The 13,970-nt window shown below is 42.8% G+C and carries 13 protein-coding genes and 2 pseudogenes; 6 read left to right on the top strand and 9 right to left on the bottom strand.

Features of this window, described 5'->3' with window-relative positions; genetic code table 11:
- The first annotated feature begins 137 nt into the window (after positions 1 to 137).
- Both fxsT and JL57_RS19270 read left to right on the top strand, forming a co-directional pair.
- On the top strand, positions 138 to 3,026 hold the full coding sequence (gene fxsT / locus JL57_RS19275) for an FxSxx-COOH system tetratricopeptide repeat protein (RefSeq protein WP_034143599.1): 2,889 nt from the start codon (positions 138 to 140) through the stop codon (positions 3,024 to 3,026).
- 313 nt (positions 3,027 to 3,339) lie between these two features.
- Positions 3,340 to 3,669 (top strand): hypothetical protein, encoded by a 330-nt coding sequence (locus JL57_RS19270; RefSeq protein WP_291300287.1) that lies wholly within the window; start codon positions 3,340 to 3,342, stop codon positions 3,667 to 3,669.
- 160 nt (positions 3,670 to 3,829) lie between these two features.
- On the opposite strand, the gene JL57_RS19265 is transcribed toward JL57_RS19270, so the two are convergent.
- Complete coding sequence (locus tag JL57_RS19265; protein WP_034143598.1) at positions 3,830 to 4,612, bottom strand: hypothetical protein; 783 nt, start codon at positions 4,610 to 4,612, stop codon at positions 3,830 to 3,832.
- A 134-nt stretch (positions 4,613 to 4,746) separates the two neighbouring features.
- Here JL57_RS19265 and JL57_RS19260 point away from each other — a divergent pair, with 134 nt between their 5' ends.
- On the top strand, positions 4,747 to 5,085 hold the full coding sequence (locus tag JL57_RS19260) for a helix-turn-helix domain-containing protein (RefSeq protein ID WP_034143597.1): 339 nt from the start codon (positions 4,747 to 4,749) through the stop codon (positions 5,083 to 5,085).
- A gap of 1 nt (position 5,086) precedes the next feature.
- On the opposite strand, the gene JL57_RS34875 is transcribed toward JL57_RS19260, so the two are convergent.
- From JL57_RS34875 to JL57_RS19235, 6 genes are all read right to left on the bottom strand, one after another.
- Entirely contained in the window at positions 5,087 to 5,326 is a 240-nt protein-coding gene (locus JL57_RS34875) for a hypothetical protein (RefSeq protein WP_291300286.1), read from the bottom strand.
- A gap of 30 nt (positions 5,327 to 5,356) precedes the next feature.
- Positions 5,357 to 6,169: a DUF932 domain-containing protein gene (locus JL57_RS19255; RefSeq protein ID WP_034143596.1), complete on the bottom strand. Its 813-nt coding sequence runs from the start codon at positions 6,167 to 6,169 to the stop codon at positions 5,357 to 5,359.
- Between the two features lie 72 nt (positions 6,170 to 6,241).
- Entirely contained in the window at positions 6,242 to 7,906 is a 1,665-nt protein-coding gene (locus JL57_RS19250) for a hypothetical protein (RefSeq protein WP_291300285.1), read from the bottom strand.
- Positions 7,907 to 7,973: 67 nt separating this feature from the next.
- Positions 7,974 to 8,801 (bottom strand): hypothetical protein, encoded by an 828-nt coding sequence (locus JL57_RS19245; RefSeq protein ID WP_034143594.1) that lies wholly within the window; start codon positions 8,799 to 8,801, stop codon positions 7,974 to 7,976.
- Between the two features lie 15 nt (positions 8,802 to 8,816).
- Entirely contained in the window at positions 8,817 to 9,254 is a 438-nt protein-coding gene (locus tag JL57_RS19240) for a hypothetical protein (RefSeq protein WP_291300284.1), read from the bottom strand.
- A gap of 156 nt (positions 9,255 to 9,410) precedes the next feature.
- Positions 9,411 to 9,971, bottom strand: coding sequence for a site-specific integrase (locus JL57_RS19235; RefSeq protein ID WP_034143593.1), 561 nt, complete (start codon positions 9,969 to 9,971; stop codon positions 9,411 to 9,413).
- A 459-nt stretch (positions 9,972 to 10,430) separates the two neighbouring features.
- On the opposite strand from JL57_RS19235, the gene JL57_RS19230 reads away from it, so the two are divergent.
- The 3 genes and pseudogenes from JL57_RS19230 to JL57_RS34870 form a co-directional block, all read left to right on the top strand.
- A complete protein-coding gene (locus JL57_RS19230) occupies positions 10,431 to 11,063 on the top strand; it encodes a DUF4433 domain-containing protein (RefSeq protein WP_291300283.1) in 633 nt (210 codons plus the stop codon).
- Complete coding sequence (locus tag JL57_RS19225; RefSeq protein ID WP_291300304.1) at positions 11,038 to 12,132, top strand: macro domain-containing protein; 1,095 nt, start codon at positions 11,038 to 11,040, stop codon at positions 12,130 to 12,132. Before JL57_RS19230 ends, JL57_RS19225 begins: the two co-directional genes overlap by 26 nt.
- A gap of 371 nt (positions 12,133 to 12,503) precedes the next feature.
- Positions 12,504 to 12,867, top strand: a pseudogene (locus tag JL57_RS34870) (GMP synthase (glutamine-hydrolyzing)); the annotation flags it as partial.
- 239 nt (positions 12,868 to 13,106) lie between these two features.
- On the opposite strand, the gene JL57_RS19215 reads toward JL57_RS34870, so the two are convergent.
- Complete coding sequence (locus JL57_RS19215; protein WP_291300282.1) at positions 13,107 to 13,610, bottom strand: helix-turn-helix domain-containing protein; 504 nt, start codon at positions 13,608 to 13,610, stop codon at positions 13,107 to 13,109.
- A 101-nt stretch (positions 13,611 to 13,711) separates the two neighbouring features.
- A pseudogene (locus JL57_RS19210) lies at positions 13,712 to 13,970 on the bottom strand (hypothetical protein); the annotation flags it as partial.

Genomic DNA, 13,970 nt, shown 5'->3' with positions numbered 1-13,970 from the left:
GACGTGCTTGAGGTCTTTCTATAATTGCCTTCTATCGGAGTTGCTAGTAATGCTTAACCTACGGAAGAGGAAAGGTCACTCAAATAAGCAAGGACTCACCCCTATGAAGAATGTTTGTTATGGAGGAGAGAGCAAGTATGAAAATCTTTCTATCATGCGTTAGCACCGAGTTCAAATCTTATCGTCTAAAGCTTGCAAATCAACTAGGCGCACTTAAAGGCCACCCCTATGAAGTTAAAGTTCAGGAAGATTTTCAGCAAGGTGGACACATCCTATTGGAGAGCCTCGCAGATTACGTCCGGAAATGTGATCTTGTCATCCACCTCGTTGGTGAGGCATCCGGTGCCCGACCCACCCAGGAACATGAGCAATCCCTTCTCCAGACCCTTGGAAAAACTGACTCCGCGACGTTTTCAGGTTGGTCTTACACCCAGTGGGAATACCGACTTGCCCGCTACTTTAAGAAGGAGGTATTGGTCTATTTCGCCAAACCTGAGGCTCCGCGCGACTTCGGTTGGCCAATTCGCCAGAGTGACGACGACGCTCGGCTTCAGCAGGCTCATGTACAGCACATTTACGACTCCGGCGAACATAGGACGAACTTTGACGGCTGGCATCAGCTTGTTCGAGAAGTTTTCCACGACCTGTGCCTGGAACTAAATCACAAGGTGAACAATTTGCCATATAAAACTCTCGGCACGCTATTTAAAGGACGCGAGGGATTCCTAGAGAAAATTCACACTATGCTGTCACAAGCAGAGTATTGCGGGCACCAGCGTGTGGCAGCTATTACAGCCAGTGCTACAGTTGCCTCCGTCCATGGCTTGGGTGGGATTGGAAAGACACGTGTGGCTTTAGAGTTCGCCCACAAACACTTCGAAGATTACACTGCCTTACTCTTCGTGCGAGCTGATTCTCCAGATGGCCTCAAGGCTAACCTTGGAGCACTCTGCAGGCCAAGTGTGCTCGATCTTGAGGAGAAGGATACTAAAGAACTCGATGTACAGGTTGCTGCAACGTTACATTGGCTACAGCAGCATCCTGGCTGGTTATTAATATTAGACAACGTGGACACAGAGCAAGCCGCACAAGCGGTGGAGAACATATTGGGTCAACTCTCCAGCGCCGGGCAAGTACTCATCACCTCGCGGATTAGCCGCTGGTCAGGGGCTGTAGAGAGCCTTGCATTGGATGTCTTAACCGAAGCGGATGCAGAGAGCTTCCTGCTTGAACGCACTGCGAATCGGCGACGAAAACAGGCAGATGACGCCTCACAGGCTCACAAGCTGGCGGTGACACTTGGCAAGCTTGCCCTAGCGTTGGAACAGGCCGGAGCTATGATCGAGACAAAACGGATGTCCTTTGCCCAATACCTCGAACAATGGCAGACCCAGCATGACCGAGTGCTGATGTGGTTTAACGAGCGGTTAATGCAATACCCATTGAGCGTGGCGGTAACGTGGCAGACCTCATTCGATCAACTCTCGGAACCCGCTCGTCGATTACTAAACCGGTTGGCATGGTTCTCCCCGGATCCGATTCCTGAAACGTTGCTGGACGTCACAATCGAAGTCTCTTCCTTAGACGATTCAGGGAAGTATGGAATCTCAGAACTCCCAACTGAGCTCTTCGATGCACTTGCCGACCTAGAGACATTCTCCCTAGTGACACGCGCCGATGACGTGCCCACATTTTCCGTTCATCGCTTGGTGCAGGATGTAACCCGTCGAAGTTTACAGGGTGATGGGGAGCACCATGAACTAACGGGAGCCATGGATTGGATAGATAAAGCCTTTGTCGGCGACCCGGAAGACGTACGCTCGTGGTCCACGCTGGACCCTCTGGCACCTCACGCCCAAACGTGCGTGCATTTTGCCGACAAAGCTCAAATCAACGAGCCCACAAATCGGTTGATGAACCAACTTGGTACTTTCTTCTATTCCAAGGCACTTTATGCCCAGGCTGAACCGTTGATGAGACGCGCGTTGGCCATCGATGAGCAGAGCTATGAAGAAAACAACCCTAAAGTGGCCATCCGTCTTAGCAATTTGGCACAACTATTGCGAGCGACCAATCGGTTGAAGGAGGCTGAGCCGCTCATGCGCCAAGCGCTGGCCATCGATGAGCAGTACTATGGAGAGAACCACCCTAAAGTCGCCGTAGACCTCACCTGTTTGGCGGGAATGTTCCTGGACACCAATCGGTTGAAGGAGGCCGAGCAGCTGTTGCGACGGGCGCTGGCCATTGATGAGCAGGGCTTAGGAGAGAACCATCCTAGCGTTGCCATAGTTCTTAGCAATCTAGCGGGACTATTAAAGGCCACCAATCGGCTGAAGGACGCCGAGCAGCTGATTCATCGAGCGCTGGCCATTGATGAGCAGAGGTATGGAGAGAACCACCCTAAAGTGGCCAACCATTTCAATAATTTAGCGCAACTGTTACAGGACACCAATCGTTTGATGGAGGCCGAGCAGCTGATGAGACGGGCGCTGGCCATTAATAAGCAGTACTATGGAGAGAACCACCCTACTGTGGCTATCCATATTAATAATTTAGCGGCACTGTTGCTGGCCACTAATCGGGTGCAGGAGGCTGAGCCGTTGATGCGACAGGCGCTGGTCATTGATGAGCAGAGCTTAGGAGAGAACCATCCTGACGTCGCCATCCGCCTCAACAATTTGGCGACACTGTTGAAGGCCACGAATGGGGTGCAGGAGGCTGAGCTGTTGATGCGACGGGCGCTGGCCATTGATGAACAGAGCTTAGGAGAGAACCATCCAGCCGTTGCAACCGATATTAACAATTTGGCGACACTATTGCAGGCCACTAATCGGATTCAGGAGGCTGAGCTGTTGATGCGTCGAATGGTGGGCATTCTGCTCAATTTCAGCCTCTGCAACGGGCATCCACATCCTTATCAACAAGCTAGTCTTAACAACTACATTCAATTGTTGTTGCAAATGGGCCTCTCGCGAGAGCATGCCAATGCCACAATTCACGAACTTATCCAGTTTGATAATTTATAAGGAAATCTTAGACTGGCTGGAAGTGGGATGTGAACCTTTGTCGGTTTGTCTAAAGCACTGACGTTGAATAAGCATCTAGGAGCGTGGAATGAGAGTCAACCACTCGTAGATGCCCAAACAAAGTCTTGTCACCTATTTAAAATACGCTTTTAAAATATACCGCTCTATGCGGCTAATTTTTTAATCCCTTTGGAATGGTGACAAGGGTGTTCAAGGTTTTACTATTCTAAGCAATATAAAAACAGAGTGGCTAGTCAATGGTGGACAGAGAACTCTCGATTCGTACAAAAGTAAAACGGTTATGAAGAGTCACATGGAATATTTCGCGGGCCTACCCCTATATGTTGAGAGTGATAAGTACTTCTTTGTACACGCGGGGGTTAACCCTACGAGGAAAATTGAAGACCAAACAGAACAGGATTTCCTATGGATTAGACACGACTTCTTAAATGCTTCGGATCTATCTGGAGCAACAAGTAAGATAGTCGTATTTGGCCATAACCCGACTGTCGCATTTACAGGCAAGGGGGAAATATTTATTAGCCGGGATCGGATCGGTATCGATACTGGTGCAGGCCATAACAAGCGATTATCGGCTTTTGATACTCGGAGTCAGTGCTGCTACTGTGCTGATGTGAAATAAGTAATGGAAATGGGAGGCTGTATAGTAGTACGCGTCTCCTTCAAGGAATAAAATATTGTTAAATAGTTCAAAAGACCCCTGCAATTGCAAGGGTCTTTTCTCATTGGTTACTTTCGCTTGCTTTCACGAGCTCTTAGTATGCTTGGCCTAATAATCTTTATTATTTTCCATCAACTCGTTCAGAAGATGGAACATCTAACCAATCGCCTATTGTAAGTACTTTGTCTACCAATACACCATCGGAACTATTTTTTCTCTGGGTCGGATACTTAAGGTTAACTACCATTTGATGTGACTTTCCATCTTTTAAAACATCATATGCTTCATTGCATCTTAAGTCATCCTTAGATAGATAAGCATGTAGAGATGTATGCTTATTTTCCGAGTCTGATATCTTTATAGAATAATATTGATTGTCTTTACCGCTAAATTCATAATTAAAATAATCGTCAAGTTCTGCCCAAATATAAAACTTTACCCCAGTGGTAGATTTTTCAGCCTTAAACTGAGCAAATGATACAGGTGAGAAACCCCAATAACGTACAAGATCTACCTTAAAACCTTGATCTGTGTTTTTTAGGTATATCTGTTTAGGAGTAGCTTGACCTTGAACAAGAAAATCTACGATTACATATTTGCCTATTGGTACATCCTGATTTCTTGCAGCGTTTCTTGTAAATTCCACCGTTCGTTGTTTACTACTTTTAGTTAATCCTTTAAGTTTTTCTGCGTAAAGGTCAGGATTTAATATTGTCTTAGAAATTTTATCTGCATCATCGTTTGCACTTGCAATAATATAGTTTTTGACTACATCTTCAGCTGTTTGTTTTTCAATGGGTGAACTATTTGTAGGAGATGAATTAGAGCAACCTACGAGGATCAACATGGCAATTAGCGTTAGGAACAGATTTGAGTAATTTCCCTTCATTCTAATAGTTTTCATTTTTTTCCTCCTCATTTTGCGTTCAGGAAAATACTAACATTTAATAATACCAATAGTCAACATAAATAATACAAATAGCACCTTCAAGCCCCTCTGCAAATACCATATAGTGGTAAACGGAAGGGGCAGTGAAGATGGTTTTTGAGTATTTAGGTAAGCGAATTAGAGAAGAGAGGACTAAACTCAGACTTACTCAGGAACAACTTGCCGAGGCTGCAGGAGTAAATGAGTCATACATAGGTCAAGTTGAGCGAACAGAGAAGAATCCCAGCTTAGAAACAGTGGTAAGTATTGCTAACTCCTTAGGGGTCACAGTCGATTACCTTCTTCAGGAAGAAGTTCATGTTGAACCTAACAGTTTAATCAATGAACTAATATCCGTAGCGAAGAATAAAGATACGGATGAGCTCAGATTGATGCTAAACATTTGTAGGATGATCAGCGAACACTCAAGCAAATTGAGGATGGAATAAATTAATGGAGGCTGTCACGTTTAGGTGATGCCTCCATTTTTGCTATAGAGTTTTTACGGTGAATTGTCTTATCGAAGAAGGAACAGGACTGGCAGGTCCTTTCCTCATAACACCAGGTCTTGAAGCTGGCTACGTATACTTTAACTGAGTGGCGTCCGTTACATACAGGGCAATCTTCATAGTGTCGGTTTAATTCGCCAGTTTCGTCGGCGATGACTAAGATGGGGATTGTGCGGTTCAATTTGGGTGACCTCCTTTCTAAATAGGGAATTTAGGCCTTCAACCGGGCCATCTCGTCCGCTAGTATCCAAAGTGCCCTATTTAACTTAATGTTATTGTCGATTGATTGGACGGGCCGAGTTGTAACCCTTTTCCCTGAGGAGGCATGGCCTCGTTGTCCACCTCGCATCAGGTTTTCCTGGACCACGTTAAATTTCGTCCAGAGATCACTCTTGCCATCATCGAGTCTCTTTGGCAGTAGGATCTGTCTTGGCGATACTGGTGACTCTTCGCCATATTTTAGTGCAAGGGCAGACCGAGCAAATATTTCCTCTTCTGGACGTGATAGCTGGATCTCCTTCATTGTTCCCATGCTTTCATTAGCAATTTGAAACTGATCGACAATGGTATAGGCTGCATCGATCACATTATCTACTATATTTCCGCGGTGCTGAACCCTAATATCCTCCACTGTGTTCCCAATTAAAAGACCGTTAGCACACACGAACCGAAACAAGCCACAGAGCATTTGATAGCTTGACGTTCCATCGTGGGAATTACAAAGAACTATTTCATTAGCTTCTGGGGCTAAGATTTGATCCTGCCGCCTGAGTCTGATCATGTGTTTCGTGAAGTCAGCCTTACCCTCGATACGAGTTTTAGACTGACAGACAGAGAAAGGTAGGAAGCCTTCGGCCCTTAAACCATTTAGGACTTCAATTGTGGGAATGTACGTGTATCTCTCTGAACGTGAAGAATGTTTTCCCCCCGCAAATACACTTGGGGCTGCTCTGTAAATTTGTTCGTCGTTCAATGAAGTTCCTTGATCCATTTTGGTGAAGGATCCAAATTTAGTTGCTAGCATTTTTATTTCCCCCTTTAATATATTGGTTCTAAAATATAATGGAGGCCATCACGATAACGTGTGGCCTCCATATTAGATTTGTTCTGCGTTGATCGTCACATTAAAGGAAACCTCTTCCGGAAGAAACTGTCTGATAGAGTTTGGAATATTGATATAAAAGTTTCCTTTATAGAAGGTAACTGGTCTCTCAGAACAATGGGCTTTTAAATTTAACCCACTTAGTTTTGAGCTCAGTATGTGCCCGTTGGTCTGAATCATAATCTGATTTCCGATGGCAGTGATATGGCTCATTAGCTTATCAGCCTGATAACTGAAGCTTTTTGGCAGCTTAAAACCCCTGTCGGTTAGTTTAAGGGTTGTGGGTATACCTACAGTCTTAATGAGCCGAAGAACAAGTCTTGTCGTTAAGGAAGAAAGACCATCCGCAAACTTTCTGTCGGTATCGTCTGCTCCTGTAGACTTATGGTTGAGTTCATGGATAAAGGTTCCCAAGGCTTCTTCAAGGTTGCCGCTTAAACGCTCCCGCTTTAAATAGATCTCATCCTTATCATGATTATAGAGACCAACAACGTTCTCGCTTTTAGCATAGGTGTCAAAGACCCTAACAGTTTCTGGATATTGCAGATCAAGAAGTTCAGTCACTTGGTTAAATAACGAGAGCCGTTTTTCCTCGTGGTCATTGAGATCATCTGTCCAGGTAAACTCATAATCATCTGAGATCACGTGTATATCTTTGGGGATTCCAATGAAATCTGCTAGTGTTCTCCCGTAGTATTCTAATCGAATAGGGGTATGACCTAAGCATTCAGCTTCCCTTGAAGCTAAATCACTGGTCGAGATTATGGCTTTGCTGCCAAATAGGGAGTAGAACGTATTAACCCAAGTCTGCCTAACCTCTAAGTCAGGATAAAGAGAGTATTTTAATTCTTTGTAATTGCTTAAACTCACCCCGTTTGCAATGCGACTGCTTTCTTCGAAGTAACTTTGAATTACTGAGGGGTTATCCGCATTATTCAAGATGTCGCTGATCCTTTGGCTTAACTTTTCTTCATCGATTAGATCCCTGTCGCGGTTAAGTTGACTGATAGAGATCCCGTATGTGTATAAAGCATCGATATCTTTGATATAAACGCCCTTGTTATAGAGTTTTGTCTTACCCTGGCTTGGGTAAATGCCTTGGTTCATGGAACCATACAGTGGGGATAGGGGGCTGAATTGAAGGAAATATTGCCCTTTGTTCTTGAGTATGACTTTAATTTCTGGGATGGCCTCAATACTGACAAGAGAGCCCTGGATACTTTGATCTGACTGATAAATATCGAAAAACAACACATCTAAGTCATCTTCAACGGGCATTGATGTTGGAATAATGAGCCAGTTTTGACTAGCCAATCTAACAGAAATTCCTTTTCTTAAGCAGGTTAATATTGCCATTTTAGTCCCTTCCCCAAACTGGCCTATAGATTGCTCCTCATTCTTCTTGGAACTTGCTCCAATTCTTTTAGCATAGTTAATTGGGTATCCGTTCCCATGGTCGTGGATGTGAATAAACCCATCTTCCTCAGTAAGGCTAAAGTCGTCTATCTGACCACCAACTGCATCCAGGGCATTGCTCATGAATTCCCTGATAATGTGCCATTCACTCCAGCGCTCGTTTTCGTATTGCAGTGTAAGATTTACGTCAAACTGCTCACAGTACCTGTACAGAACTCCATTTATAGTTACGTTTTCCATCATGATTGCCTCCTTTAAATTGAAGAAGTGGCCCACTTATGTGAGCCACTTTCTTAAAACTTAGCATTGTTTAATTTGCCTGCCTAAGGTTCCTAAGATAAGCTAAGAAATCATCCGCTTGAGAGGATGTAAGTTTTCTACTTTCATCAAATTTATATCGCTCTACCATTAAAGACTTAGCTTTCTCGATCGGAATCTGCTTATTGTTAACCAGGGTAAAGATATCTGTTAGCTGTTTTTTACTAACCATTTGATCTACTTGAACTGAAAGGGCACGGAGTGGAGGGGAAGCTTCATATTCTTTGAAGTCCTCGATATCTTGTGAGAAGATCCCAGATGAGCGAGTGGCGGATAAGACTGCATCCACTATTGCTCGTTTCTTGGCCATTTTGAGAATTGTATTGGATATGCTAAAACCGTCCTGTTTTTTGTACTTTCGTTCCTTGGAGTTGCAGCAGCCAACACCTTCTGCTTCCACAAGGCCTGTCCTCTTATTTATTAGAGTAGCTTTTACCTCATAGCTAAAGAATCCATCCTGCCAATCCTCCATTCGATTGGACACAGCAATTAGTTTAGAGAACCCATAAATATCACAAAGTTTCTCTGCGCCAGGCTTTAGGAGTGAAGGTTTTTGACAGCCAGGGATTAGGCCATAATCTAGTCCAGGTATCATCAATTCTTTAACGAAGCTTCTTAACGAGGCATGTCGTTGCTTAGCTTCATTGAAGGTCAGAGCGAATTCAGGAACAACTTGAATTAGCTGGGCATTATGAGCTACGGCAGTGGTTTCGTCTTCAGGGACTATAGACGCTATAGCACAGGGCTCCTGGGTGACGTTTAGGCTTTGTACTTCAACCTTATTTAGTTGTGAGGAAAGCTTTGCCTTTAAATTGGACATTAGTAACACTCCCCTTTATTTAATACTGAATCGTCTATACGAGTTCCTGGAAACGTACTTGGAATAAATCTCGGGTCGCTCTAATTTTAGGACCTTTGAGTCAAGCCGTTCCGAAGAAATGTTTTTCCAGGTGATTGTTCGATCTCCGGCAACACAGATTTCATACGCCCCCATTAAAGCTTTCAACTTATTTGCCGCTTCGTCTTTACGTTCTGATGCTGTTTTTTCGGCATCGAGCGCTTCTTCGAATTGCGTTATTAAGGGCAAAGCATCATCTCGGGTAATTTGGGTCTTATTATTTGCATTGGGATACAGTCGGCTAAGTAATTCAGAAGAAGCCTCAGACCCATCCATAGGTGGGGGAGTCAATGTTTCAACGTTGTGCCAGAACCGTTTTTCTAGTGCGGTAAGCATTGCTATCAGGTCGTTATCCCTTGCAATATAATGCCACATAAATTTATTCCCGCCAATTAGTACGGCGATATTTCATTTCTACGATGTACATTTTTGTATTCCTCCTGCCCTCTGTTGGCTAGCATGTTCAATTCAACAACCAATCAGCTGAAAATATATTATTTCTACTGATATTTGAATCCGAATACGCATTGGCTAAAGATTAAGATTCATGTAAACATTGTCCAATTCATCCTGCGTAATCCCGATATAGGCTAAAGTAACACTAGGAGAGGAATGGTTAAGCAGCTTCTGGATCCGTGTAATATCTACACCGGCCTTGAACGCGTGGTAGCCAAAGGTCTTCCTAAGAGAATGAGTCCCGATTTGCTCTTTGATACCTATTGCTCTGGCAGCATCATTGAGAATCCTATAAGCTTGCTGCCTCGTAATTGGCTTGTATCCTTTTCGACTGGCGAATAGTGCTTGCCCAGGTTTTAAGGTAACCACATACTCTTTCAAGGCCTTCTTCGAGGTTTCTCCTAGGGGAAAGTCTTTCAGCTTGTTGGTCTTCTTCTCCCTGATAACTATGCGGTCTTTGATCTTGCCTTTGTCATCGCAAACTGAAGCTACCGTAAGGGTTAAAAGATCGCTTATGCGTAGCCCCGAATTAATGCCGAGGACGAAGAGACAGTAATCTCTTTGGTTACTTGATCTTAGGATCTTCTTCATAGTTTCTAGGGCCTTTTTGTCTCTAATTGGCTGGACGTATTCCATTTTTGCGCTCCTTTCGCTATGTGCCTTATTGGCTGGTGGCGGGGGTTATGTCATGTTCGGAGGGGTTGGAAATGCCCTTGGATACAAGAAATCCCTGGAAGCCTCTGATATCAGGCGTTCCAGGGATTTGCGAATGCAACTCGCTGGGGTTGTGTTACATTGAAGAGTTTTATCGATATTCGAATTACTCAAGTTGCTTCACTTAGGGAAGCATAAACTTTTTCTCGTAAGGAGCAAAAAGTTAACACAAATCGATAAAAATCTTGTATAATATAGTTGCAAACCAAACAAGTGTTCGGAATTGGGACTTCGATGTTCTATGAGTTGAAGTCCTCTGGTTTATTTGCATCTATTTAGGACAAAATAATTTTAATATTTATTTAAGCTTATGAAAGAGGTTTTTAGAAGGCAAGTGTAGTATTAGTAACTTATAAAAATTTAGAATAAGAGGTACTAATATTGGCTCCAAAGTTGACTCCCATATATCATATAACCGCAATGGACAATTTAAAAGCTATACTAAGTGACGGAGGATTAAATGCCAACTCTGTTATGCAAACAAATGGACTAGCCTATACTAACATTGCTCATGATTCTATTCAGGATCGTCGTTGTAATAAACGAGTACCTGTTCAACCTTTCGGAACTTTACATGACTATGTTCCATTTTATTTTGCTCCCCGTTCGCCTATGCTCTACACAATTAATAGAGGATTTGTTCAAGGGTATAATGATGGTCAAAGATCGATATTACATCTCGTTTCAAACATAGAAGCAGTTGATGGAGTAAGGCCTTGGGTCTTTACTGATGGGCATGGGATAATGGCTTACTCAAATTATTATAATGATCTACAAGATTTAGATGAAGTAGATTGGGACGTAATGGAATCACAATATTGGAACGACACCGATCAAGACCCAGATCGTAAGCGACGTAGGCAGGCAGAATTTTTAGTTCACAAATTTTTCCCTTGGAATCTTTTTCAAGTAATTGGTGTCTACAATTCAAATATTGCTCGTTCTGTAAAAGCAATAATTGAAAATGCAGGATATAGTATTCCAATTGATGTTCGATCAACATGGTATTACTAAGGAGGTGAGAAAGCTGATCGAACTAAAGACGGGTAATCTTTTAACAGCCGAGGTTGAGGCCTTGGTTAATACTGTTAATTGTGTTGGGGTTATGGGGAAGGGTATTGCTTTACAATTTAAACAGGCCTTTCCTAAGAACTTTACTGAGTACAACAAAGCTTGCAAAGCTAATAATGTAAAACCTGGCAAAATGTTTACAGTGTCAGTCGGTGGTTTGTTGGTAAACCCCAGATATATCATTAACTTTCCTACAAAGAGGCATTGGAAAGGTAATTCCCGAATGGAAGATATCGATTCAGGTTTAGTTGCCTTAGTTAAAGAAATTAAAGACTTGGGGATAAACTCCATTGCTATTCCTCCGCTCGGGTGTGGTAATGGAGGATTAGATTGGAATGTAGTTCGCACAAAAATTGAAGTGGCTTTTAAGAGTATTCCTGACGTTAAAGTTTATTTATATGCTCCTTCAGGAAGCCCTGCACCTGAGGAAATTAAAATAGCAACTAAGAAGCCTCACTTAACAATGGCTAGGGCCTTACTAATCTCGCTTATGGATAGATATGGAATTCCTGGCTATCGACTGACTTTATTGGAAGTTCAAAAACTTGCATACTTCCTTCAGGAGGCTGGCGAGCCACTCAAGCTTAAGTTTGAAAAAGGTGCTTATGGTCCATACGCAGAAAATCTTAATTTTGTATTACAAGTTTTAGAGGGTCATTACATTAGGGGTGTCGGCGATGGTAGCCGTAAAAAGGATGTACAAGTGTATCTGTTACAAGAGGCTGCTACCAAAGCTACAGAATTTTTAAAAGATCAAACTGAGTCTATTGAACGTCTTCAACATGTTTCGGAGATCATAATGGGGTTCGAGTCTCCATATGGAATGGAACTATTAGCAACTGTGCACTGGACAATGAAAGAAAACCCAAATATAGTGCATAGTCCTTCTGAAGTTATCAAAGCGGTTTATGATTGGAATGATCGTAAACGTACAACGTTTAAAGAAAGTCACATCGAGACAACTTGGAAACATCTAAGAAGTTTAGACTTTCTAAAGTTTGCCGTTCAATAAGTTATCTAAGTTTTTTGAGCTATTTGTTTAGCTCTTTTTTTCTTTGCGAGTTTAGAATACTTACAAAACGATAAGTATGGCTGGTAAATATGGTATATTCTATGAAGTTTAAAGAGCCTCAAGACCAAAGATCCCTAGAAGCCAATTGAAACAGACTTTCCACAGATCTTTGTATGTGACAAATGTTTGTTGTGTAACATTACTATAGACTTGTATACTATAACTAATTTTTGTAGCAAGGTCATTAGCTAGAGGTTGAAGTAGTTATCTGGAAATAGTAAAATTGGTTTGGTAAACGATAACTTCTAAACCGCAATATTCGAAAACTTCTAAACCGCCAAGTCTTTTTCACGGGTCTAGCTATTCGAATTCCAGGTCTGGCAATTCGAATTCTTGGAGAAGTAACCCGTGAAAAACTAGATATTTTGCGGGAAGCGGATGCCGTTATTTTAGAGGAAATCCGGAGCTCAGGTCTCTATCGAGAATTATGGCAAAGCTTTGCAGTACTTCCTTCCATCAAAAGTGTCGGCGTAATGGGAGATGGTCGTACATACGAGTACCCCATTATCTTGAGGGCAGTCACCAGCGAAGATGCCATGACGGCAGACTGGGCCAGGCTCCCGTATGAAGTTCCTCCATAACATCTCTTCGTGGATTGTGAACGAAGTGCAGGGGGTTAACAGGGTGGTTTATGATATTACCTCGAAACCTCCTGGAACGATTGAGTGGGAGTAGGGTGGAAGGCTTGCGAATGCTGGATTTGTAAGGGTTTGAGGGGTGTTTGAGTATTTGGTAGGGGTTTATGAATTTCTCTACTTTTTAGCGTCATCAAAACCCCTGTTTTGTCGTTATCGGCTTACTAATTTTAGTTGGTAAAATGAAGGTGAGAGAATAATCTCGTGTGTCAAATACGATTTCTTTAACTAAAATCCATGTTTTCTATGATTCCTTCACGTGGTAGTTTATTTTAACTTTCAACCTTTGAATTGACGATAAAGTGTAGCACGAGAAATACCTAGCTCTTTAGCCACCTGGGTCATATTTTCTCCACATGTTTCAATGCACGCTTGAATAGCGTCATGCTCTAACGTCTTCCTAAAATTTCTAAGTTTGCACGCCTCCGAATTATGAGGAAAATCAATTGATAATTTAGCCAATCTTTCCGGGAATAATTGCGAACTTATTGTATTTCCCTCTACCATAGTCACTGCCCTTTCTATTATGTTCTGCAACTCGCGTACATTCCCTGGCCAATCATACAGTGCACAGTTCCGATAAACATCTGAGGCGATACTGTCTATTTTCGTCTCCATTCGTTCAGCCATTTTTTTGACAAAGTGAGCTATTAATAGAGAGATATCCCCTTTTCTATCTCGTAGGGGCGGAAGTTCAATGCTTACAACGTTAATGCGGTAGTACAAATCTGCACGGAAATCTCCTATTTCTACCTCTTTTTCTAGATCCCTATTCGTAGCCACAATGACACCGGCATTGTTAGCGAAAAATAGAAGGAGATTTTCTACATCAGGCAGATAGACCGATTTAAAAAAAGCATGAGTAAGGCGGCAACCGGTCCTGTTTAAGTCATTTTAATCGCCGGAGGCCATCGGGTTATGATTTTGGCCATGTTCTCAAGGAAGGATTTGAGCTGCTTTCGCAGTCTCTCCTTCATCTCCTTATCCTTCGTGGTCAGCACGGTCAACAACAGCTTGAGCTGGTCAAAAGAGCGGTGAATATTGCCGCGGTGAAATTCAAACAGAGATTCGGCTTGCCTGGTATAGTATTCGGGATTGGCGTTTTCAAATCCGGAGACCGTAAAATTGGGAAACTCGGGAACT

This window comes from Desulfosporosinus sp. BICA1-9, from assembly GCF_000802135.1.
This window is presented reverse-complemented; position numbering and strand designations above follow the sequence as displayed.